This window comes from Staphylococcus sp. LKG3-1, from assembly GCF_048568385.1.
GTDB lineage: Bacteria > Bacillota > Bacilli > Staphylococcales > Staphylococcaceae > Staphylococcus > Staphylococcus saprophyticus.
In genome coordinates, this window is sequence record NZ_CP183796.1 from 1,479,614 (window position 1) to 1,503,761 (window position 24,148).

The 24,148-nt window shown below is 33.4% G+C and carries 19 protein-coding genes; 5 read left to right on the plus strand and 14 right to left on the minus strand.

The annotated features are described in order from the left end of the window. Positions 1-136: 136 nt before the first annotated feature. Positions 137-328 carry a hypothetical protein gene (locus ACM595_RS07480; protein ID WP_002482375.1) on the minus strand — a complete coding sequence of 64 codons (192 nt, stop codon included), beginning with the start codon at positions 326-328 and terminating at the stop codon, positions 137-139. A gap of 555 nt (positions 329-883) precedes the next feature. Between ACM595_RS07480 and ACM595_RS07485 the strand changes: the two genes are divergently transcribed. Next, complete coding sequence (locus ACM595_RS07485; RefSeq protein ID WP_002482374.1) at positions 884-1,570, plus strand: hypothetical protein; 687 nt, start codon at positions 884-886, stop codon at positions 1,568-1,570. Positions 1,571-1,953: 383 nt separating this feature from the next. Here the strand turns inward: ACM595_RS07485 and ACM595_RS07490 are convergent, their stop codons facing one another. The 8 genes from ACM595_RS07490 to ACM595_RS07525 form a co-directional block, all read right to left on the minus strand. Further along, a complete protein-coding gene (locus ACM595_RS07490; RefSeq protein WP_002482373.1) occupies positions 1,954-3,027 on the minus strand; it encodes a membrane protein in 1,074 nt (357 codons plus the stop codon). Positions 3,028-3,298: 271 nt separating this feature from the next. Next, positions 3,299-4,078: an SDR family oxidoreductase gene (locus ACM595_RS07495; RefSeq protein ID WP_218086509.1), complete on the minus strand. Its 780-nt coding sequence runs from the start codon at positions 4,076-4,078 to the stop codon at positions 3,299-3,301. 229 nt (positions 4,079-4,307) lie between these two features. After that, positions 4,308-5,666: a gluconate:H+ symporter gene (locus ACM595_RS07500; RefSeq protein ID WP_037537693.1), complete on the minus strand. Its 1,359-nt coding sequence runs from the start codon at positions 5,664-5,666 to the stop codon at positions 4,308-4,310. A 189-nt stretch (positions 5,667-5,855) separates the two neighbouring features. After that, complete coding sequence (gntK, locus tag ACM595_RS07505; protein WP_037537690.1) at positions 5,856-7,403, minus strand: gluconokinase; 1,548 nt, start codon at positions 7,401-7,403, stop codon at positions 5,856-5,858. Between the two features lie 36 nt (positions 7,404-7,439). Then, on the minus strand, positions 7,440-8,120 hold the full coding sequence (locus ACM595_RS07510) for a GntR family transcriptional regulator (protein ID WP_002482369.1): 681 nt from the start codon (positions 8,118-8,120) through the stop codon (positions 7,440-7,442). A gap of 181 nt (positions 8,121-8,301) precedes the next feature. Further along, on the minus strand, positions 8,302-9,018 hold the full coding sequence (locus ACM595_RS07515; protein WP_069826159.1) for a MerR family transcriptional regulator: 717 nt from the start codon (positions 9,016-9,018) through the stop codon (positions 8,302-8,304). A gap of 79 nt (positions 9,019-9,097) precedes the next feature. Continuing rightward, positions 9,098-9,793 carry a GTP pyrophosphokinase gene (locus ACM595_RS07520; protein WP_069826158.1) on the minus strand — a complete coding sequence of 232 codons (696 nt, stop codon included), beginning with the start codon at positions 9,791-9,793 and terminating at the stop codon, positions 9,098-9,100. A gap of 215 nt (positions 9,794-10,008) precedes the next feature. Further along, positions 10,009-10,422 (minus strand): DUF2188 domain-containing protein, encoded by a 414-nt coding sequence (locus tag ACM595_RS07525; protein ID WP_037537688.1) that lies wholly within the window; start codon positions 10,420-10,422, stop codon positions 10,009-10,011. 181 nt (positions 10,423-10,603) lie between these two features. Between ACM595_RS07525 and ACM595_RS07530 the strand changes: the two genes are divergently transcribed. After that, positions 10,604-11,767 carry a hypothetical protein gene (locus ACM595_RS07530; RefSeq protein ID WP_041079292.1) on the plus strand — a complete coding sequence of 388 codons (1,164 nt, stop codon included), beginning with the start codon at positions 10,604-10,606 and terminating at the stop codon, positions 11,765-11,767. After that, entirely contained in the window at positions 11,767-12,978 is a 1,212-nt protein-coding gene (locus tag ACM595_RS07535; RefSeq protein ID WP_069826157.1) for a cell envelope integrity protein TolA, read from the plus strand. The genes ACM595_RS07530 and ACM595_RS07535 overlap by 1 nt, the downstream gene beginning before the upstream one ends. Before the next feature lie 127 nt (positions 12,979-13,105). Here the strand turns inward: ACM595_RS07535 and ACM595_RS07540 are convergent, their stop codons facing one another. The 3 genes from ACM595_RS07540 to ACM595_RS07550 form a co-directional block, all read right to left on the minus strand. Continuing rightward, the gene (locus ACM595_RS07540) at positions 13,106-15,031 is read right to left on the minus strand and encodes an FUSC family protein (protein ID WP_069826156.1); all 1,926 of its coding nucleotides are present in this window, start codon (positions 15,029-15,031) and stop codon (positions 13,106-13,108) included. Between the two features lie 511 nt (positions 15,032-15,542). Beyond that, a complete protein-coding gene (locus ACM595_RS07545; RefSeq protein ID WP_002482362.1) occupies positions 15,543-15,827 on the minus strand; it encodes a putative quinol monooxygenase in 285 nt (94 codons plus the stop codon). A gap of 61 nt (positions 15,828-15,888) precedes the next feature. Continuing rightward, entirely contained in the window at positions 15,889-17,166 is a 1,278-nt protein-coding gene (locus ACM595_RS07550) for an MFS transporter (protein ID WP_011302373.1), read from the minus strand. A gap of 267 nt (positions 17,167-17,433) precedes the next feature. On the opposite strand from ACM595_RS07550, the gene ACM595_RS07555 reads away from it, so the two are divergent. Then, complete coding sequence (locus tag ACM595_RS07555; protein WP_419744239.1) at positions 17,434-18,042, plus strand: DedA family protein; 609 nt, start codon at positions 17,434-17,436, stop codon at positions 18,040-18,042. A 188-nt stretch (positions 18,043-18,230) separates the two neighbouring features. Here ACM595_RS07555 and putP read toward each other — a convergent pair whose 3' ends face one another. Next, positions 18,231-19,787, minus strand: coding sequence for a sodium/proline symporter PutP (putP, locus tag ACM595_RS07560; RefSeq protein WP_069826154.1), 1,557 nt, complete (start codon positions 19,785-19,787; stop codon positions 18,231-18,233). Positions 19,788-20,288: 501 nt separating this feature from the next. Between putP and ACM595_RS07565 the strand changes: the two genes are divergently transcribed. Next, positions 20,289-22,241 (plus strand): fructose-bisphosphatase class III, encoded by a 1,953-nt coding sequence (locus ACM595_RS07565; RefSeq protein WP_069826153.1) that lies wholly within the window; start codon positions 20,289-20,291, stop codon positions 22,239-22,241. A gap of 60 nt (positions 22,242-22,301) precedes the next feature. Here ACM595_RS07565 and ACM595_RS07570 read toward each other — a convergent pair whose 3' ends face one another. Next, the gene (locus tag ACM595_RS07570) at positions 22,302-24,101 is read right to left on the minus strand and encodes a cation:proton antiporter (RefSeq protein WP_041079300.1); all 1,800 of its coding nucleotides are present in this window, start codon (positions 24,099-24,101) and stop codon (positions 22,302-22,304) included. Positions 24,102-24,148 lie beyond the last annotated feature (47 nt).

Consider the following 24,148-nt stretch of genomic DNA (forward strand, 5'->3'; position numbering starts at 1 on the left):
AAAATACTTTAGGGCGTTTCAAATAAATCATGAAAGTTAATACGAGGGAGAAAAACTTTAAAAATAATACCCGTTTGCTATATTAATAGATTGTGAATACAACAAAACTTTTTAATTACTTGATGCATACAGTGTATTAATGATTAACTAATAGCGTCTTTTTCAATCCATAGTTGTATAACTTTTCTGCATCAATATAAGCTATATAGTCAATACTTCTGTATCCATCTTTAATATCATTAATAATACCTTGATTTACACCTGTATGAGTGTAAATTTCATAGCTGCTTTCATTTGAAAAAATAACCTTTTCAATTACTTCTCTCATATGAATCACTCCGTATTTTTTCTTTCGCAAAGCTTGCGTCATTTATTACATCTTTATCTTAATTCATAAGGATACAAATTGGAAGTTTTTTGTGATTAATTTCACAAATTTATCACTTTTGCCTTTCTCCGGTTAATTTCCTTAGTTTTAAAATTGACAATATAATCAATACAGCAATTTTAACTTCTGTTAAGATACACGAAGTTTTTAATTTCAATCTGTACAATCGAAACCAATGAGATCTTATTGCTTACTGAAAAGTGCATTAATACAACCTTTTTATATAAATAGATGACTGTTAATTTATTTTGTTATTTACTTAACCTTTTTATAATAAATTCAACCTAAAGTGATTATATTGTGAGTTATATCACATAATATGATTGAATCCTATAGTTTTTTTGAACTTGAAATGCTAACTTTAATAGTATAAAGAAAGCGCTTTATTTTACACTCTGCTTTTCTTTTATCTATTTTCATTTCAACACTCAAGCTCTATAAACGATACATATCGATTGTTTAATCAATCAATTTATTTCGAGAGGAATTTTTAACATGATCGAATCATTAACACAATACAAACCACATTATAAAAAATTAATATGTGTTGATTCTGATGGCTGTGCTATCGATTCAATGACTATTAAACATGAACGTGCATTCGGCCCTGCGCTTGTTAATGAATGGCAACTTGATACCTATTCCGAAAAGATATTAAACCATTGGAATGCATTTAACCTCTATGAAATCACAAGAGGTATCAATAGGTTCAAAGGTTTAGAAAAAATGTTAGGCGAATTGGTCTCTGAGGGGATTGAAATTGAAGGTTATAAATACATTAAACATTGGGTTACAACAACCGATTCATTTTCTAATCCAAGCTTAGAACAAGCTATTACTGCCTCTCCAAATCAAATAGGCTTACGCAAAGCACTCTCTTGGTCTCACATGGTAAATAGTCGAATTAAGTCATTACCTAGTACCGGGCCATTTAATTATGTGCTTGATACATTAAAACATGCTGCAACATTCGCCGATATCGCCATCGTATCTTCGGCCAATCTATCTGCAGTACAACACGAGTGGGAAACCTATCATCTAACACCTTATTTAAATGGTATGTTCGCACAAGAAGCAGTTACGAAAGAACATTGCTTAGATATTTTAATATTCGCTTGTTGTAGCAGTTCATTACAACGTTGTTCATTGGATCGCTGTTCCATATATGGGCCTATAATGTAAATCTGTTTATATTTTTTAAATTTAAATATTAAGAAGTTCACATCGAAAACATTGGTATAATGGTATATTTTATTACTGCCCATATTGATGATAAAATGTTTCAACTCATTTTTGAATTGTTTACGTGACGTATTTGTAAATGGTGACTTAATATGATTGCTGATCCCTTTTAAGTCATCCATATCATAGCCTTCTAGTTGAATCCCCAATAATTGCAACGCATTCGTCTGTAAAATTTCTAATGTTTCCTCGTTCATAAAAAAACACCCCCTATTCCTTTATTTTATTATAACTAAAAATAAGGATAAGGTGTGTTTCGAAATTAATTTTATATACATAAATGTCAACAAGCATAAACAAAGTTATAGATTATAATAAAACTTTTATATATCTTTCTTGCCAAACTTCAATTTAAAAGGTGCATACAACAATACAAAAATTAATACAAGGCCTAGGTAGCCGATTAATGGGTAGAAGATTGCTACTAAATCTGTAAAACCAACAAAACTCAGACATAGACCTACAATAACGGTAACAGCATAGAACAGTTTGAAACGTTTCGTATCTACAACTGTAAACCTTGTAGCAAACGCATAAAACATACCTAAACCCGTATTAAAGATCATTCCAAAAATAACAATAGCCATAATGACTCCAAGTATAGGTGAAATATGATTCACAATACCTAACATTGGCATTTCCATATTTCCAACGATATCTATTTGTGTGAATATAGCCAAATGACTCAATACAATCATGACGCCTAACGCGAGTCCACCAACTAGTCCGCCAATAGCTGCTACTTTCGTATTCTTCTCTGAACCTCCCATAACAATGGCCATTGATGCACCTACAGCTGTATTAAATGATGCGTAGTTCACACCTGCTACAAACCAATTCGGTAATGTTGAAGGTTTCGCATCAGACAAAGTATTTAACTGTGAAAATGAACTATCCGTTGTCATAAAACTATAAACTGAAATAATAATTATAAAAATGATTAAAAACGGCGTAATATTTCCAATTACTTTTACAACACCTTCAACTTTCAGCATACCCGCGAGAATGATAAGTACAGTCATCAATAGTGTGCCAACGATAGATGGTAAGCCAAACTGCTGATTAAGATTTGAACCTGCACCTGCAATCATGACAACCCCTACACCAAATAATGTGAATATGATGACTAAATCAATCACCCATCCCAATAATTTTCCAAACATTGACTTACCCGTGATACGATAAATGACTTCTTTATGAGAATCAGTTTCAGACTTACTTCCCAGCCAAACTAACATCATTCCAACATATGTAAATAATGCGGTCGTTATCATTGCGCCGAATGTTCCCATCATGCCAAAACTTGTGAAGTATTGGAGCACTTCTTGTCCAGAAGCGAATCCTGCACCAACAATGACGCCAATAAAAGCACTCGCAATCAATAATATCCTTTTCATTTTCCAACCCCCTATAGCGATATAACTACTTCCTTTACAACATACTTCCGTTTATCTCAATACTTTAATCTAGCATCTAAATTATACATTCCAATGCATTTTCAGTAAGTTCAGACAATAGTAACTTCTCTATTTTATCATTTTAAAATTAATTCATGTTGTAATTCAATGGTCTCACATTCAAACAAACGGCATTGATATCAACATTATTAAATTTGTTTCATTAAAAAATCGGACAAAAATGATTTTGTCCGAAGCATCTGTTTATCTATTATCTTAGTAAATAACCACCATCTACTGGTAATGATATACCTGTTACATAATCTGAGGCTTCACTAGCTAGAAATATAAGTGGACCCATTAAATTTTCCGGAACACCCCATTGTCCCGATGGTATATGTCCTTTAATTTCTGGCCCTCGAATTGGATCTTCTTCTAGCACTTTCGTCATATCAGTACGGATATAACCAGGAGATAATGCATTTACTTGTATATTGTATGGTGCCAAAGCATCTGCATAGGCGCGCGTAATGCCAACTACACCATGCTTACTCGCTGCGTAAGGAAAGATATTTTTTCCAGCGCGGTATGACTGCATAGAACCTATATTAATGATTTTACCTGAGCCTTGTTCTGTCATCACTTTAGCCGCTTCATGAGCCATATAATACGTTGCATTTAAATTAATATCTATGACATTTTGCCAATCTTCATCTTTATAATCTAAAATATTATTTCTAATTTGAACACCTGCATTATTAACTAATATATCAAGTGATCCCCACGTTCCAACTGCATTTGTGATAACCTTTGCTGCAGAACCCGATTCGGTTAAATCTTGCTGAAGGAAGGATACATTACCCTCATGCTGTTTCACATATGCTTTCATTTCATCCCAGGCATTGGTTGAAGAACTAACTACAGTTACATTTGCCCCATACATTGTTAAAGCAATGGTATAATATTTGCCTAATCCGCGTGCACCGCCTGTTACTATCGCATTTTTACCTTTTAAAGAAAAACTTTCTAAACTAAATTTTGTTATTTTCAAACTCCTTCACTGACCCTTTTACGTTAAAACATTGTCCAAGTATTCATTCAGTAAGCATTTGTACCATGCTATAAAATAAACCAAACTCAATAATTAACTTAATTTAAAATAAGCTTAATCTAAGCCTTTAAAAATTGAAGTTATGTTAGTGAGTCTGGTCAAAAAACATCTACAATGTAAACCGTGATCCCATTCAATCTTCTATCGTTTTCACTGCTATGATTTCGTTTTATACAAATATACTTAAAATCAAGATAAAGACAAGACCTGAAACTGAGATAACTGTTTCTAGTAATGACCATGTTAGGAAGGTTTCTTTAACTGTTAAACCGAAATATTCTTTGAACATCCAGAACCCAGCATCATTAACATGAGATAAAATAACACTCCCTGCACCAATTGCTAATACCACTAATGCAACGTTAACGTCTGATGCTTGTAATAACGGTAAAACGATACCTGTGGATGAAATAGCAGCTACGGTTGATGACCCAAGTGCAATACGAAGCACTGCAGCTACAATCCACGCAAGTAATATCGGAGACATTTCTGTACCTTCAAATAATTTAGCGATTGTATCACCGACACCGCCATCAATTAATACTTGTTTGAAAGTACCGCCACCACCAATAATTAAAATCATCATTCCGATTGGATAAATCGCATTTGAAACTGAATCCATAATATCGGCATTTTTACGTCCTTGTTTGATACCCATTGTAAAAATCGCAAATAAGACAGCGATCAACATTGCAGTTGCTGCAGTACCAATAAAGTAAATAAATGATTCAAAACCATTCGTCGCTGATTCATGTCCTGTTACTAACTGTACAATTGTTGATAATAACATTAAGATAACTGGAGACACAGCTGTCAAAAAGCTGATGCCAAATCCTGGCATTTCTTCTTCAGTAAATTCTTTTTGTGCACCTAAAGCTGATATGTCGCCTTCACGACGATAAGCTGATGGTGTGATTTTTTGTGCAATTTTATTGAATAATGGTCCAGCAATTAATGTCACTGGTATTGCAATAATAATACCGTATAGTAATACATGTCCTAAGTTTGCTTGTAATTCTTTTGCAATTACAACTGGGCCAGGGTGTGGTGGTAAAAATCCGTGTGTTACAGATAGCGCCACTACCATTGGTAAGCCTAATTTTAATTGTGAAACATTAGCTCGTTTGGCAATCGTAAATACCAATGGAATTAATAAGACAAGACCTACTTCAAAGAATAACGCAATACCTACAATAAATGCGGCAACTAACATTGCCCATTGTACGTGCTTATGACCGAATTTCTTTATAAGCGTATCAGCTATTCGTGTAGCACCGCCACCGTCCGCAAGTAATTTACCGAGAATGGCACCTAGACCAAATATTAAAGCAATGTGACCTAGTGTACTGCCCATGCCATTTTCGATTGTTTCTATGATTTTATCTAAAGGCATTCCTAGTAATATAGCAGTTACAACTGATGTAATAATAAGTGAAATAAACGTGTTTAATTTCAAGAATATGATGAGCGACAATAATACAATGATACCGATTACCACAGTGATCAGTGGCCAAATTGTTTCAAACATTTCCGTTCTCCCCTTTCAATATCAAGATTGAATTTCAGCTAATTGAAATCGCCATTCAATCTTGGTAACGCTTTCTTAATTACGTAAAATTTTTATTCCTAATAATATGACACAGGTAAGGTAACGTCATGATTAAAAATACATTGTTTGTTTAATCATGACATCCGTTATACCTGCTCTAATATTTCATCATTCGTCTCCTGTCATATGTTCGCGTTGGAATGCTGCTATTTCTGTATAACGTGCTTCCAATGAACGACTTAAATTAATAAATATAGATACTAACTGTTGATACGTTCTTACATTATCCTCATTAGGATGATGTTTGTTTGTTGTTCCAACCATATCTTCTATAATTGAAAAATCATCAATTTCACCTAATGCCTTCATACCTAATACGCAAGCGCCTAAACAAGAACTTTCGTAACTTTCTGGCACAATTAAATCTGTATCAAATATATCTGCCATCATTTGACGCCAGACTTCACTTTTAGCAAAACCACCAGTCGCCTTGATTGTTTTAGGCGTTTCATTCATCACTTCAATAAGCGCAAGATACACAGTGTATAGATTATAAAGTACACCTTCTAAAGCGGCTCTTATCATATGTTCTTTCTTATGTGATAGTGTTAAACCAAAGAATGAACCTCTTGCATCAGCATTCCATAAAGGCGCACGCTCTCCCGCTAAATAAGGGTGGAAGATTAGTCCATCTGCACCGGGTTTGACATTATTAGCAATCTTGGTTAAGACATCATAAGGATCAACGCCTAAACGTTTAGCTGTCTCTACTTCACTAGCTAGTAATTCATCGCGTAACCATCTCAGTACAACACCACCATTATTAACTGGACCACCAATAACATAATGGTCTTCTGTCAGAACATAGCAAAATATTCTACCTTTATAGTCTGTACGTGGTTTGTCAATCACGGTTCTAATGGCACCAGAAGTTCCAATGGTCACTGCAACTTCACCTTTTTTAAATGCGTTCACACCTAAATTTGAAAGTACGCCATCGCTTGCACCCACTACAACTGGCGTATTTTCATCGATACCCATTAATGCTGCATATCTACGTTTCATACCTTTTAAGATGTGTGTCGTTGGTACAATTTCAGGCAATTGAGCTTCAGTTATACCTAAAAGCGACAAGGCTTCTTTATCCCATTCCAACGATTCCAAATTAAGCATCCCTGTCGAAGAAGCCATTGATTGATCAATCACAAACGTTTCAAAAAGTTGATAAAAGATATAGGTCTTAATATCCGCAAACGTTGCAGTTTGATTGAATATTTCTTGTTGTTCATGTTTCATCCAGAATATCTTAGACAATGGCGACATTGGATGGATAGGTGTCCCTGTTCTTTGATAAATCGCATCGCCATTATGCTTGGTTTTAATTGATTCTGCATATCGACTCGCACGATTATCAGCCCAAGTTAAATTCTCTGTTAAACGTTGATGACTTGCGTCCATTGCAATTAAACTGTGCATTTGTGCACTAAATGAAATTAATTTGAGGTCTTCTTTAGCTATGTCTGCTTCTCTCATAACATATTTTATGGTCATTAACACGGCATCAAATAATTCATCTGGATTCTCTTCTGAAACTTCAACATTTGGTGTGTGCAATGGATAACCAATATTATGTTTCATTATAAACTGACCTTTTTCGTCATAAAGTACTGACTTTGTACTTGTTGTACCAATATCAACACCAATCATGTATTTCATGATTTCGCCTCCTACAATCTTTACTGCATTAAATTGCTAAGTTAACCAAAAACTATCGATGTCTTCACCAACATCATCAAAGTTTAAATGGAATGCTTTATTTAATTTCTTAGCATCTTGTTGTTCTATCGCTTCTATAAATATCTCATGGTTATGATGAATACGTTCAAAATCTTCCGGATTCTCATTCATTCTTTTACGCATAGATAATAATATGAGTGATTCCATCACTGGTCTCAAATTATTCCAGAATGTTTTTAAATATTGGTGCTTTGAAGCCATAATCGTTAATTCATGAAATTTCATATCATGTTCAGTGAAGGCTTCTGCATCTTCAAATTGCACTGCAACTTTCATCATTTCAAGCTGCTTTCTCATTTCTTTTACAATTTGCTCATGATTTAAGTTTTTAATTCTACTAAAAGCAAAGGACTCTAGCATAATTCTCAAATCATAGAGTTCCTTTTTCTCTTTATCTTCAAACGGTAAAACTTCTGCTCCCATTCGTTCAAGATGAATGAGTTGGTCTTGCTTTAATAATTTAAATGCATCTCTCACTGGTGATCGACTTACATTATATTCTTTAGCAATTTGGTTCTCCGTTAATAATGTATCTGGTGCTATTTTTCCATCTACAATTCTCAGTCGAATTTCTGCCGCAATCATTTCGCCCTTTGAAACACCTTCTAACCATTGTTCTGGGTAATCGTATTTCACTAAAACATCACCTCGATAACTTTACGATATACTTGTATACAAGTATATTAAAACACAAGTACCCAATTTGCAAGCGCTTGCAATTATAAATATCGTTTTTCTTAAAGTAAAAAAACCGATATGTCAGGTTTCATCCCTCACACATCGGTTTCAAAAATTTTTTTATTCATATGAAATTTGATTAAGATTGGACAATTGCTACACAGTGATGATCTTGGTCACAATGTGGACATTGTAATTTTCTCGTTTTAGGCGTATGTGCCGAAAACATCCATTGCTTTAAATTGGGTTTAAATGTTGCTTGGCAATTTGGACAAACATAGCTTAGTGTCGTATAAGTAAATATTGTAAAATTTACAGCATAGGTAAACAATATAGGTAAGGTAGATAACAATGGCCACCATTTTTTAGTGACCATACTTACTATTAAAGCAGTATATTGAAATATACCTATAGGTATGATGCGATACAATACAGATTGTTTAAATTGTTTCATTTTTGGTTTTTGATTTACGTATGTTTTTGTTTCTAATAGTTTTTCTAAAGGCGCTTCAGAACGTCGACCAATATATTGTTTAAATTGTCGTATCTCTGCAAGCAAAGTCTTATGGCTCTGCATTTCCTTTTCTATATCTAATTCTTTTTGTGCTAACATAACACGAACCGTTTTCAACTTATTTTTTTCATTCAAGATTGTTTTAATATCTTTCAAGGAGAAATTAAAAGCTTTTAAAATTAGAATGATTTCTAAATCTTGTTTGCTTTGTTCATCAAATATACGCCGCCCATTTTTTGCTGTTTGTACCGTTTTTAATAAACCTTTTCTATCATAATATTGAATGGTCCGAACAGAAACATTTTTTAGTTTCGCTAATTCACCTGTTTGATATTGGCTCATGTAATCACCTCCTGAGTCTAATCATAGTTGATGACGCGACGTCATGAGCAAGCAAATTGTTATATTGCATTGTTATTATTTAATTATCAAATACTTCAGAATGTATTTCCTGCATTTTACTTTCTACTGATGTAATGTCTGTTGCATATTGTTTCAATATCGCTTTATATTTTTCCGTATTTTCTGTGTTTTTATAACGTATTTTATGCTCTAAGCTCGCCCACATATCCATTCCAATCGTTCTTATTTGTATTTCTACGGGGACTATTTCAACAGAATGCGCTAAATAAACTGGGATGGTTACAACAATATGTAAACTTCTATAACCATTTTCTTTCGGATGTTCGATATAATCTTTACGTTTAATCAATTTCACGTCTTCTTGTTTTAATAATAATTTTTCAATAACATATATATCATCAAAGTAATTACAAACTACTCTAATACCCGCAATATCTAATATGTTTTCTTTGGCTGACTCAGTGCTAATAGGGTAACGCTTTCTGTCTAATTTTTTAATTAAGCTTCTCATCTCTTTCACACGACGTTCCATGTGATGAATGGGATTATGTTTATACATCTGTTGAAATTGATCATCTAAAATATCTAACTTTGTACTAATTTCTTTAAGAGCCGACGTATAAAGTTGCTCTAAAGCAACAAAGCCTACAACCATATCTAATGCTTCTTCTGACGCGTTTATATGATCAATACTTTCCTTAAATTCAGCTTTCAAATCGTCAATGTTTACCGAGGGTTTACGTTCTATATACATTTTGTCTTACCTCCAATAAAAAACTTCTTTAAAATTCATTATAGCTTATTATAATTGACTTATTAAATTTAAAAGCTATTCAAATTTTACGCTTCTAAAAGATTCAATTTGTGTTTTAAGTGGTTATTTTCAATACAGAAAAGCAACCCAATGCCTTCAATTTATGCATTGGATTGCCCTTTTAATTATTTTTAATTGTTCTAGCATGCTTAATTTTATTCATCTTTTTTATGTTCGATAATTTCAGTTCTACGGTTATCAGCGATATTACGTGCACGTTTCATGGCATCTTCTTTTTTATCGAAACTATCAGATGCCTGTTTCGCACCATCTGATTTAATCTTCCATTCATCATCTTCATAATAAACATGTACATCTTTCTTGTTTAATGCAGGATCTGCTGAATCATCTTTTTCATGTTTAGTAATTTTTTTGTTTTTTAAGGATTCCAATTCTTTTTCGGATGCATCTTTATACCAAGATTCTGCTTGCTTTGTAGCAATAGGTATCACGTTACTCTCCTCATAACCATCTTTTAACATGGCATTGCCAATATCAATGGCTTTTTTTCGTTCAAGTTTATCCATATTTTTCCAACTTTGAGGGTAATCTTCCATTGTCCAAGGCATTATGAGCACTTCCAATCTGTTTTGTTCTTGTTATCTATTTACCACCAACATTGAATAATAAACGCGCGCTAGCGCTTGATATTTTGTACTCTTATAAAATGGTGCATGATTAATACTGGTCATAAAGGGAATTATAAAACAGTGGAAATTTAATCACATACATAGATTGGTGGTGTTGTTTATGGCTAATATCACCGTTGGTTTAATCCCTTCACCCGATATGCCACATAAAATTATAAATAAAATATATACTGATTTACCGAATGAAATCCGTCATCATACAGGGGGAAATGATGAATGGCACATTGAAAAACACATTGCTTCAATTGTAGGCACTGCTGAGCACATGGATAAAGCAATGGATATCACGACGAATATGAAAAAACAAAAAGCATGGGACTATGCTATTTGTATTACAGATTTACCTACTCTTTCTAACAATAAAACCGTCGTATGTGACATAGACTTAACAAATAATATTGCCTTGATTTCATTACCAGCATTAGGTGCAATAAATTTAAAACAAAAATTACGCCATTTTATTTCATTTGTCATTCAATATATGCATAGTAATGGTTCAGATAATAATCTCTTGAATAGTCAACATTTTAAATTAACGAAATTTACCACAGTTACTCCAAATGAAGAAGATAAAAATAAAAATCATTTACGTATTATTTCAACATCTACCTTCATAGGTTGGTTACACCTCATATCTGGCATGACTTTTGCTAATGAGCCATGGTCAACAATTTTTGATTTCAAAAAAATCATTTCTGTCTCCTTTGCGACAGGTACTTATATTTCAATTTTCTCTACTCCTTGGGATATAAGCTTAGATTATGATTATTGGCGCTTCATTTTACTTATGTTTATGTCCATTTTCGGCATGGTTGGTTGGCTTATTTATTCTTATAATTTATGGGAACGTAAAAACCCAAAAACACAAAAGTTATATAGATATATCTATAATTTTACAACGTTGACCACATTAACTGTAATTACGCTTTTTAATTTTATAACCCTATTTCTATTACTAACCATTAGCACATTATTATTTGTACCTCCGGAATTGTTTTCCAACTGGACTTCGCTTGGTAGTAAACAACCCACTTTAATCAATTATATTAATTTGATATGGTTTATCACTTCTTTAGGAATCTTAGCAGGTGCAATGGGATCAACCGTAGAAAATGCTGACAAGATTAAACGTGCTACTTATTCATTCAGACAATATTATAGAAACAAGCAATTAGAACAAGAAAATGATGCGGATTATAATAACGATGAAGAATCAAATGATTATGCAGGTCGAAAACAAACGCACAGAGAGGAGGAAGAATAATGTGCAATCACATTATCAAGATAGGTTTAGTAGCTGCACCTGGTGTGACTGAAACAATAGCCAACCATTTGCAACAAGAGCTACCTTCATTGTTATCATCTACTATAAATTCAGAAGTTGAATGGCAAATTGATACAATGATTGACCCACTTACTGGTTCTGCTGAAACGGTGCAAAAGATATACACTAAAATTTCTGATAATCAAAATGATAATGAATGGCAATATACGATTGGTTTAACTGATTTACCAATTATTAAGAACAAGCATGTTGTCGCATTTGATATCAATAGTAAAAATGGCGCAAGCTTAATTTCATTACCTGCATATGGTTGGCGCCCCATAAAAAAAAGAATTAAGCATTCCATATCGGGCATTATTAAAGCAATTGACGAAAATATGAATCCAAACCAATCGTCTACTCAACATCATAGTGAAGAACAATTAAATTCACAGTTCCCCTTTTCAACTTTAGAAACACATACTGAGTACTTTGAAGATACAGACTCTCAACATACTTTATATTATGTATCTTCGAATACGAGAGGCATGATACGTTTAATTAGTGGGATGACTTTTGCTAACAATCCTTTTAATATGCTCAAAAGCCTCAGTAATGTAGTTACTATTGCCTTTACAACTGGTGCCTTTGGCATTGTCTTTACAACAATGTGGAATTTAAGTTTTGTTTATTCTGGATGGCGCATGTTATTAATTATGCTGGTCGCTATTTTAGGCATGATGTTATGGATTATTGTTGCACATGGTTTATGGGAATCTACTTCTGAAAGTAATGATAGACAAATAACAATATTATACAATTTAACTACAACTTTAACGTTAACTGTATCCATTGCTTTTTATTATGTCATATTGTTTTGTCTTTTCTTGTTAGCCACACTCGTTGTATTGCCACCAGGATATTTAGGGCAAGCACTACAGTTACAGGGCTCGGCTAACTTTATGACTTATATTAATCTCGCTTGGTTTGCAACATCCATTTCTACTGTTGCAGGTGCAATTGGTGCTGGATTAAATAATGAATCACAAATACTAGAAAGTACATACGGTTATCGCCAAAAACAACGTTATCAAAAAATGAATGAAGATAAACAAAATGAAGCAGAAAAAGAACAATATGCGCAAGCTGCCATTGAAAAGAAAAAACAAGAAAGTGAAGCAAAGGCTAGACAAGAACGCAGCGATGATTGACACTTTCAAGTGGCGGCAGTCTGCCCTAAGACAACCCGCACACTACCTATCTCAATATACTCAAATATTTTTAATAAAAAGGCCAAGACATTAATAAATGTCTTGGCCTTTTTTCAAATCACCATATTTAATTAAGAGATAATTTAACTTCTTTTCGAGCATTGACACAGTTGTTTTGTATACTCATTAAAGCTGTTTTTATATGTGTATATTGCGGTAATGCAGCCATTTCTTGAACTTGAATATTCGTGCCTCTTTCAAAATGTTTGGCTATATTTTCAAAGACGACTAAATACTGTCCCATCGTTTCATCGTCAATATGATATCGTTTTTCATTACTTAGTGCTCTTGTTAACATAAAGCTGATTTCTTCTAATGCGTAAATGCTTGGATAATAATACTGTATAACCATTTTATTACTGAATAGTTCACCGTTTGCACTGTTATACACTTGGGTCATATTATTCAATTTCACACTTAGTTTTAACATTTCTTTTTTATCTTGTTCTCTAGATGCATATTTGTTACTTGAGAATAAGTAATGAAATAATATGGATTCGTCTCTCGCTACGGCTGCTAATGTACCTGGCAACATAGAAGATGCTGTTTTTCTACCGATCACTAGCAAGCAAATCACTGCGATGATAATTCCTACAATTACATCAATAATTCTTGGTAATGCAATGAGTATGGTTAGATGATTTGACGCTAATCCATTTAACAAGATAACTTGTATCGTGATAAATATAACTGCAAATGAGTAATTTGCACCTACAAACATTTCTGTCACACCGGCAGCTAAAGCCAATAAAACAATGGCTACTGGTACAGGCGGTGTTGTTAATAAGATGAGTGATAACACCAACACCCCGAAGATCGTGCCAACGCCCCTTGCCCCAGCTCTTTCAAAGCTATGCAGTGTTGTAGAGCCTAGTAAGACTGTATGTGTACTCAAAGGTATCCAGTAGGCTTTTTCAAAATCAAACATTAAAGCAATAAAAATAGAAATTGCCATAATGACTGTGTAGCGTATTGTATTTCTAAATATAAAAGAATCTAACGTCAAGTTTTTCAACATGCGATGTCCATAGATTGGTACACGAATATCTATTTCATGTTCGACTCTATCATTATTTGCATTCATAATTGCGTCAACTTTAATGATACTATCTACTAAACTTTGATACTCTTTATCGAAATCTACTTTTTTAGTCCACTGTTGGGTTGACTTACCGAGTGAATAAACACGTTTAATGACAAAATCCGTCATTTCTTTTATTTCCGTTGGTAACGGACGTGCATTACATTCATTTAGTTCCAATAGTTCGGAATGAATACCTTGCGCTGTATTATGCAATAATAATAAGCGTTGAAATTCAGGTGAGGTTTTCGATTTTGGTGTACTTGACGTAATCAATTGATTATCCGAATTTCTGAAAGCTGTTACTGCAAATTGTGATGCTTTCGCAAACGCTTTGGGATCATCAAAGTTATAGACCAATTGTTTAATAATATTATAATCATTTTTAATGGCTTTGATTTCTGTAGATTCTTTAGATAGTAGGATTACAGCGATTACAATCAGTGTTGCTAATAATCCACCTACAAACATTGCTAGACCTCTAGTTAATGCTTCTTCTGGCGCTACTGGTAAATTAATTGGCAAACTGAAGGCAACGATAAAGAAGGTTGAAGATGGCCCTGGGATATTTAATGAACTAAAGATGTAATATGGAATAACAGTTACTAATAGTAGTAACACACCAAATATAAGTGGTTGATTAACTGTGAGTGTCCCTAAAATCATCGCAATGGATAAACCTAGCGATGAAAATAAGACAATGCGTAACTTAGATCTCTTAGGACCACCAAATACATAAATATGCGCTAGCGTCCCTGTTGAAATGAGTAATCCCTTAGAAAAGTGACCTGTCAAATAGCCAACAAGTAACGGAATGAGCATGAGAATACATTGTCTTATACCTTTAGCAACATCGATTTTCATCGAATTGAAACGTATTAATGACTTTAAATATTTAATCAATGTTGTCATGCATCTCCTTTAATTTTTAATATTTCGTATTTTATTTCATTTATTGTCACCATATCAAATGACATTTAAAAATACGTTACTCATAAATAACGTATTTTTCAGAAAAACATATAGGTAAAGTAAACATCAATTTACTTTTCATTTTATAAAATCTATATCTTCATTCTAAAATATCCGCGCATAAATTCGTAACAATACCTTACTATTTTAACACTTTTTTTAAATTCTTCTAGTGGCGATGTCTTTAAAATAAATTTACCTCCATATCATTGTCTTTATATTCACATACATACGTGCTCATTTAATTCTTCTCAAATCGCTGTGTAAATCATGGCAAGTGCTATATAGACAGAGTTCATGACTAAATATTCAAATTTAGCTATTTATCCATCTAATACGTTATGTAATGACATTATATTTACACAATAACAAGCCCATTTTTTTCTCTCTTATCACACTATTCAAAAAAACCCTGAACTCACAGTTATTTGTAAGATCAGGGTTTAATATATTAATTTGAACTTAGCACTTTAATTTCAGGTTCTTCAACTAAGTATTGTTTAACTTCGCTAAAGAATTGTTGAAAGTGTTCTGACTGATTATGCGCTTCCAAAGCTTGTTCATCTTTATATCGTTCAATAAAAGCAAACGTATTCGGTTCATCTGTATTTTCAAAATGTTCATAGTATAATGCACCTGCTTCTTGATTTGAAGCGCGCTTTAATGGGTCTATTAAAGCTAAGTAATTATCACGTTGTGCAGCATCCACTTTCATAATCGCATTAATAGTAATCATATCATTTCCTCCTTTATAAGCATGATGTTTAATAATTACCTAAAAGTTAATAAATTAAACATTACAAGTCTTCTTTTTCTACGATAAGTGGTTGGTCTGGTTTTACAAAGAACCACATAATAATTGCGAAAACAACTGGGATAATCACAAGTTCTAACGTTACTGTCCAACCTACAATATCAACCATCATACCAGCTAATAGTGGACTTAATAACGCACCAATGTTCCCCCATAAATTCATCCAACCTGATACAGAACCTGAGAAGTTACGTCCTAAATCTGTTGCTGCTGCCCAGCTCATTCCAGTCGCAATACCAATACCACCTAAACAAAGCGATAACCAAATAACATTTGTTACTAAATTATCCGTTTGTATAGACATGAAGAGTGAAATACAGAATACAACAAATCCTGTGATAGCGATAGAAGCACGTGCTATGAAACGTGACATACCACTTTGTAATAATTTATCTGAAATAGCACCACCACATAAAATCAATAAGAACATTGCAATCCATGGTGCACCGGCTGCCCAAGCCATGTCTGGATCTGTTAATTTAACGTTATACTGTTCCGTTAGATAGGTTGGTAACCAAATCAAAAATAATGAGACGACGAATTGTACTACAAAATATTGAGCTGCTAATGCATAGAAACTAAAGCGTTTTAAAAATATATTCCATGGCGCATTAGATTTCTCAGTTTTAATAATGTCTCGATTTTCCATAATATAGCTTTTTTCTGCTTCATTAACCATTTTATGTTGTTCTGGCAAGTCTTTGGCAATAACCATCCATAATATAGCAATAATAAAACCAATAGCACCAAAAATATAGAAAACGGCTTGCCAACCAAACATATTTACGATTGCAATGGTTACTACTGGGGCGATGACTGGGCCAAAATAGGACCCAGCTAATAACGCACTAGATGCGCGTCCTTTCTCACCTTTCGCAAACCAGTTCGTATTAAAAACTGCGTTAGAAGGATACATTGGCGCTTCACCAATACCAAATAAGAAACGCACCGCATATAACATCCCGTGATTCTTCACAACACCTGTCAATATTGTAAAGGCACTCCACCATACAAGTGCAATGGTTAACATTTTTTTAGAACCAAATTTCTCAGCTAAAAATCCAGAAGGCACTTGCATCAGTGCATACCCCAGTGAGAAGAATGACGCTAATAACCCAAATTGTGTCTTATTCAAATGTAAATCTTCCATCATCGGACCGGCTATAATCGATATGTTCGAGCGGTCCATATATGCAATAACCCCTATAATGAAAAACGCTATGGCAAAATACCATCTAATATTTGTTCTTTTTTGATCCATGTTTTCTCCAACTTTCTCCCAATCTTTTATAGTCATCATATGACCTATTGTTTATAGATAGTATCACAATATGAAACCGCTTACAACGACTTTTTTCAAAATTTACTTATTTAAAATGTAATATACTTCCTATAATTTGATTTACACAAAAATCATCCTGTAGACCTATAACATAACAATGCATATTTATTGTTTTTGGACTATAATAAAAAGACATGTTTTAATTAACTACTAAGTTACATTTTAAAAGGAGCACATTGCAGAATTATGGAACAGATACTCACTGATTTTATTAGTACATGGGGCTACGCCGCAATCACTATATTAATATTACTTGAAAATATATTACCTTTTATCCCTTCAGAAATTATATTAACCTTTGCCGGACTGATGTCCGTCAAATCTGACTTATCCATTCCCGTACTCTTTACAATTTCAACCATTGCCTCATTAATTGGTTTACTTGTGCTTTACTATATTAGTAGGCTTGTTTCTGAAGAACGTTTGTATCGTTTTGTAGATAAATATGGCAAATGGATTAAACTTAAAGGTAAAGATGTTGCACGTGCAAACGATTGGTTTAAAAAATATGGCGCAATTGCTGTTTTTATTTGTCGCTTTATACCTGTCTTACGTGTACTGATTACGATTCCAGCGGGTATTAATCGCATGAATGTGATGCTATTCGCGATCTTGTCTTTAATCGGGGCTACGATATGGAATTTTGCACTGATCTACCTGGGTAAAATGTTGAGCGGCAGTTGGGATATGCTAATGAATGGTCTCCATACATATTCATATATTATGTATGTCATCATCATTCTTGCAGTGATTTTCATCGTATATAGATTATTCAAAAAGAATCGCGCTCAATAAATAGATTCAATTCCAAACAAACAGGGTCTGACATCAATAAGTGTCAGACCCTGTTTTATAATAATATAAAAAGACTAACTCCCCCTTGAAGTTAGCCTTTTCTCTATTTAAAAATTTCTCCCTTTTGATAACAGACATAGCCAATTATCATTTTCTACATTAAATCATAATTTAAACCCCTTTTTAAATTATGATTCTTTTTGATCTTCACCAGTTTTAACCAGACGACGAACATCTGTTAAATCTGCTTTAACATCAATTTGTGGTTTCTTCGTGAATTTACTTACTACAACCGTAACGATTAAACTAGTTAAGAATCCAGGTATAATTTCATATAAATTAAAGAAATCATTCACATCGCCTAATGGCTTAACAAATGCAATCCATATTATGACTACAATGGCACCTGATAACATACCACTTACAGCACCTGTTCTACTTAACCCCTTCCAATATAAGGATAAGAGTACAAGCGGTCCGAATGCGGCACCGAAACCAGCCCATGCATTACCTACTAGACCCAAAATGGTATCGTTAGGTGACCAAGCAATCCAAATCGAAACAATCGCTACGATGATGACTGATAATCGACCTACTAAAACAAATTCTTTTTCATGTTCCTTTGCAGCTTCCTCACCACGAATTAATTTGTAAAAGTCTTCTGTTAATGAACTTGACGTTACTAACAATTGTGAAGAAATTGTACTCATAATCGCAGCTAAAATAGCAGCAAGTAAGAATCCACCAACTAACGGATGGAATAAAATTTGTCCCATTAAAATGAATAGTGTTTCAGGATTTTCTATATCTGTACCACTTTGATTAATAAACGTAATACCTGTCAATCCGACACCCACTGCGCCTAATAAGCTGATTGCCATCCAACCGATACCAAAACGTCTTGCCGTTGGTAATTGTTTGACAGATTTAATTGACATAAAACGTACAATAATATGTGGTTGACCAAAGTAACCTAATCCCCACGCAAAGAATGAAATAATACCTATAAACGTCGTTCCTTTAAACAAGTCTAAGTTTGTCGGTTTTAATTCTGCTGTTTGCGTAAAAGTATCAAGTCCGCTTAATTGCAACATAGCAACTATTGGTACCATAACCATAGCAATAATCATCACTACACCTTGGAAAAAGTCTGTTAATGATACTGCTAAATAACCTCCGAAAAATGTATAAGCAATGACAATCACAGCGACAAGTAACATACCAATGTGATAGTTAACGCCAAACGCACTTTCCAATAATACACCGCCTGATACCATTCCAGAATGCGTATAAAGTGTGAAAAATACAACGATAATGGCACCTGAAATAATTTTAATCGAATTAGATTTATCATCTAATCTATTTTTAAAGAAATCAGGTAGTGTAATTGCATCTCCGGCTTTCTCTGTATATACACGAAGTCGAGGTGCAACAACAATATAGTTTATGTATGCGCCAAGTGTTAATCCAATCGCTAACCAGGCTGCTGATAAACCGGTAGTATATACTTCACCAGGTAATCCCATAATCATCCAACCACTCATGTCAGATGCGCCTGCAGATAATGCAGTTACATATGGACCAATGTTTCTACCGCCCAGCATATATTCACTGACGTTACCGGTAGATTGTTTAAAGCCATAGTACCCAATCACTAGCAATACCACAAAATAAACGACAAGCATGATATATGTTTGCCAGTTTGGATCGACTTGACTCGATAATGATGTCCCTAATGTAAACATGAAACAAAACGCCCCCTTATAATTTTGTTACATGCATATATTATACAAAAATAAATTATAAATTAAACAGTAAATCAATAATTTTTTTCAAATAAAACCAATAAAATACAGCTTTATAGCGATTAATCATTGATTTAACAGTATTTTCAAGCTCCAAAATTATAATGGTAAAATTACTACACAATGTTAATTATACAATAAATAACATTCATTAAAATGTATGTTTCCTACAACTTTTATATAAATCCCCATTTTATTATATTTGAGTAGCATCATTTCCTTTTTCTACTTTTCTAACATATGCGCTTACTAATAAACCTTAAATTTTTCAGTTAGTAATATACACTCAATCCATTTTTTAGAATTTAATTTAACTTCATAATATAATAAGAAATAGACAAAGGCGTGCCAATTAATGCTACAATAAGAAACATAATTTGGAAGCGTTTTATAAAATGCATTTCATAATTACGATATTTTTACAACTGGAGTGACATAACCATGCAGAAATCAGCAGATAAGAGCCTAAAAGATAGATATTTAGATTTACTTTCACAACAATTTAATACTAAAGAAGAACTTGCAACAGAAATTATTAATTTAGAGTCTATTTTGGAACTCCCTAAAGGTACTGAACATTTTGTGAGTGATTTACACGGTGAATTTCATGCCTTTCAACACGTATTGCGTAATGGTTCAGGCAACGTTCGTTCAAAAATTAATGATATCTTCCAAGATACTTTGACACGCAAAGAAATTAATGAATTTTCTGCGCTTGTATACTATCCTGAAGAAAAACTTAAATTAATTAAAAACAGCTTTAGCTCAAAATCCGAGCTCAATGAGTGGTACATTACAACGATTAATCGTCTGATAAAACTAATCACCTATGCTTCATCCAAATACACGCGCACAAAGTTACGCAAATCTTTACCAAAAAATTACGTCTTTATTATAGAAGAACTGTTATATAAAAGTAATAAATATAATAATAAACATTCTTATTATGAAACATTAATTAATCAAATCATAGAGCTAGAACAATCAGATGATTTGATCATTGGCTTATCTTTCACAGTTCAGCACCTTGTAGTGGATCACCTTCATGTTGTTGGCGATATCTACGACAGAGGACCAGAACCTGATAAAATTATGGAAACACTGATTGATTATCCTTCAGTAGATATTCAATGGGGAAATCATGATGTCCTTTGGATTGGCGCCTATGCAGGTTCCAAAGTTTGCCTTGCAAACCTACTTCGCATTTGTGCACGTTATGATAACTTAGACATTATTGAGGATGCTTATGGTATCAATTTAAGACCCTTATTAACCCTTGCAGAAAAACATTATGATGGAAAAAACAAAGCATTCAGACCTAAAAATGCTGAAGGCTTAACTGAATTAGAACTTGAGCAAATCACAAAAATTCATCAAGCCATCGCCATCATACAATTTAAATTAGAGGCACCAATCATTAAACGTCGCCCTACTTTTGAAATGGAAGAACGATTGGTATTAGAAAGTATTAACTATGAAAAAAATGAAGCAACACTCTATGGAAAAACATATCCATTAGAAAATACTTGTTTCCAAACGATTGACCCAAATGATCCAAACAAACTCACAGACGAAGAGTCAGAAGTGATGGATAAACTATTATTATCTGTCCAACAATCAGAAAAATTGAAACGACATATGACCTTCCTTATGCAAAAAGGCACGCTTTACCTGCCTTATAACGGTAATTTATTGATTCACGGCTGTATTCCAGTAGATGAAAATGGTGAAATGGAATCAATGGTTATCAACGATGTGAAATGCTATGGCAGAGATTTATTAGACCATTTTGAAGATTACGTCAGAGAAGCTTTTAATCACAAAGATATTCAAGACGATTTAGCCACAGATTTAGTATGGTATCTTTGGACTGGTAAATACTCTTCACTATTTGGCAAACGCGCTATGACGACTTTCGAGCGTTACTTTATTAAAGACAAAACAGCGCATAAAGAAACTAAAAACCCTTATTACCATTTGCGTGAGGATGTTAATATGTGTAAAAAAATGCTCAAAGATTTTGGCTTAGACCCTGAACAAGGGCACATTATCAATGGGCATACACCTGTCAAAGAAATTGATGGTGAAGATCCAATTAAAGCTGAAGGAAAAATGATTGTGATTGATGGTGGCTTTTCGAAAGCTTATCAGTCAACAACAGGTATCGCAGGTTATACATTACTTTATAATTCATTTGGTATGCAACTAGTCGCACACCAACATTTTAATTCCAAAAAACATGTTTTACTGAATGGCGCTGATGAACTTTCTATACGTCGTGTCGTCGATAAGGAATTACAACGACAAAAAATAAGACATACAAACACCGGACAAGATATTCAAGAAAAAATCGATATTTTAAAAGAACTTATGCATGATCGTTATGTTAACTAATCAGTATTCATAAAAAACCCCGTTCACACATGATTTTCAATCTGTATGGACGGGGATTTTTTATATATTCGAATGTAAATAAGCATCTTTTAAATAGCCAATCATACCTTCTTCTGAATTTGTAATATTTTGATTATCACGTTTAAATGTGACTTCGTTATTATCATCAATATGATAGAGGACCATGTCATAAGCCGTTAAATTATCCTTACTCGAAACTGGCATTTCTAAAATATTATGTTCGACGATATAGCGATTAAACCAATGCGACGTAAAATTAGAATCAAATAGTATGTGATTTCTAATTGGTCCATCTAAGTTACTTCGCGCATGTTCATCACTAAAAGAAACTGGCATCATGTTGACATTTTTCAAACCAAACTCAGGCACTAATTCATTAAACGCCAAACTATTGAACACAAAAGATTGAGTCATTAATAAACATTTATTGTAACGTGTCATATCGGCATATATACGATCATTACTAGATAATAAATTGCCTTCAAATACTTCAAAATCTAATTCCTGTGCTCGTTTTGATGTGTTATTAAATAAATTAAAAGTCATAACTGGAATGTGATGTTCCCTCAATTTCGCACCTAAATGAAATGAAAATTCACTTTCTCCAACAATAATGACGCCAGGTGGTTCCGTACTTGAAAGGTGCATCATTTTGCTTAACGGTAGAAAACTAAAGCCATAAATGACCACAGTTATAAATACTAATCCAAATGTAACAGGCGTGATGTATTCTGCCATGGGTGTTCCTTTTTCTACAAATAAGCCTCCAAAGAACTGTGCAACAGTAAGTACGACAATACCTCGTGGTGCCATCATTGAAACCATAGCTCTTTCCCGTTTAGAAATCTCAGTATTCATCGTAGATAACAATATAGAAATAGGTCTGACTAATATAATCATGACTGCACAGAATATAAATAGTTTCCACGATATAATACTTTCTAACACATTTAAAGTTAACGAAGACGTAATTAATATAAAGACGGTAGAAACCATAATAGAAGATGCATTTTCAATAAAATGATCTGATTCTTTAAAGATCAAATCATGACGCTTCATACGTGCCATCATTAACCCAAATATGGTTACCGCAAGTAGCCCTGATTCATGCAATATTTCATCACATATTGCAAAAATAAGTAAAATAAATACCAATTGGATAGGTGGCATTAAATTTTGTGGAATGAGATCTCTTTTAATGAGCAACATAAATAAATAAGATGCGCCAAAACCTATAACAATGGCAATAACAAAACGTAAAGCAAAACTTAAAATAATTTGAATCTCAAAACCTTGCTCTACGATTTGAAAAACATAAAATGCACCTAACGCTAACATTGGTCCAATAGGATCAAGAATAATACTTTCCCACCTTAAGATGGAATCTACACTTTTCCTAACTTTCGCTTGTTTTAATAATGGTTGAATCACGGTAGGACCCGTAATTAAAAATAAGCCACCTAATACAAGTGATATCGTTACTGAGAAACCTAATACAAAATGTAAAGCCATGGATCCTAAAATCCAAGCAATCACTGCCCCCATAGTAATGATTCTTATAACTGCTTTAGAGATACCTTTTAACTCACGAAAATCTAAGTTACTGCTACCTTCAAACAAGATGATTGCAACTGCCAACGAAACGAGTGGGCTAAACACCTCTTGACCCAAACTTTCTTGAGGGTTAATCAATCCAAAAATAGGGCCCACAAGCAACCCTACAATAGCCATAACAACGATGGATGGCCATTTTATTTTATCGGCGAACCATTGGCTAAAAATACCCAACGCTAAAAAGATAACAATGAGTAATGTTAGTGGTAAGTTTAATAAAGTCACTTTGTTCCCTCTCTCTTATACAGATTAAATTTCGTTATCTTCCAAAT

Coding starts and splice junctions, on each gene's coding strand:
- ACM595_RS07480 (WP_002482375.1), bottom strand. CDS start 328: ATGAGAGAAGTAATTGAAAAGGTTATTTTTTCAAATGAAAGCAGCTAT.
- ACM595_RS07485 (WP_002482374.1), top strand. CDS start 884: ATGATCGAATCATTAACACAATACAAACCACATTATAAAAAATTAATA.
- ACM595_RS07490 (WP_002482373.1), bottom strand. CDS start 3,027: ATGAAAAGGATATTATTGATTGCGAGTGCTTTTATTGGCGTCATTGTT.
- ACM595_RS07500 (WP_037537693.1), bottom strand. CDS start 5,666: ATGTTTGAAACAATTTGGCCACTGATCACTGTGGTAATCGGTATCATT.
- gntK (WP_037537690.1), bottom strand. CDS start 7,403: ATGAAATACATGATTGGTGTTGATATTGGTACAACAAGTACAAAGTCA.
- ACM595_RS07515 (WP_069826159.1), bottom strand. CDS start 9,018: ATGAGCCAATATCAAACAGGTGAATTAGCGAAACTAAAAAATGTTTCT.
- ACM595_RS07520 (WP_069826158.1), bottom strand. CDS start 9,793: ATGTATATAGAACGTAAACCCTCGGTAAACATTGACGATTTGAAAGCT.
- ACM595_RS07525 (WP_037537688.1), bottom strand. CDS start 10,422: ATGCCTTGGACAATGGAAGATTACCCTCAAAGTTGGAAAAATATGGAT.
- ACM595_RS07530 (WP_041079292.1), top strand. CDS start 10,604: ATGGCTAATATCACCGTTGGTTTAATCCCTTCACCCGATATGCCACAT.
- ACM595_RS07535 (WP_069826157.1), top strand. CDS start 11,767: ATGTGCAATCACATTATCAAGATAGGTTTAGTAGCTGCACCTGGTGTG.
- ACM595_RS07540 (WP_069826156.1), bottom strand. CDS start 15,031: ATGACAACATTGATTAAATATTTAAAGTCATTAATACGTTTCAATTCG.
- ACM595_RS07545 (WP_002482362.1), bottom strand. CDS start 15,827: ATGATTACTATTAATGCGATTATGAAAGTGGATGCTGCACAACGTGAT.
- ACM595_RS07550 (WP_011302373.1), bottom strand. CDS start 17,166: ATGGATCAAAAAAGAACAAATATTAGATGGTATTTTGCCATAGCGTTT.
- ACM595_RS07555 (WP_419744239.1), top strand. CDS start 17,434: ATGGAACAGATACTCACTGATTTTATTAGTACATGGGGCTACGCCGCA.
- putP (WP_069826154.1), bottom strand. CDS start 19,787: ATGTTTACATTAGGGACATCATTATCGAGTCAAGTCGATCCAAACTGG.
- ACM595_RS07565 (WP_069826153.1), top strand. CDS start 20,289: ATGCAGAAATCAGCAGATAAGAGCCTAAAAGATAGATATTTAGATTTA.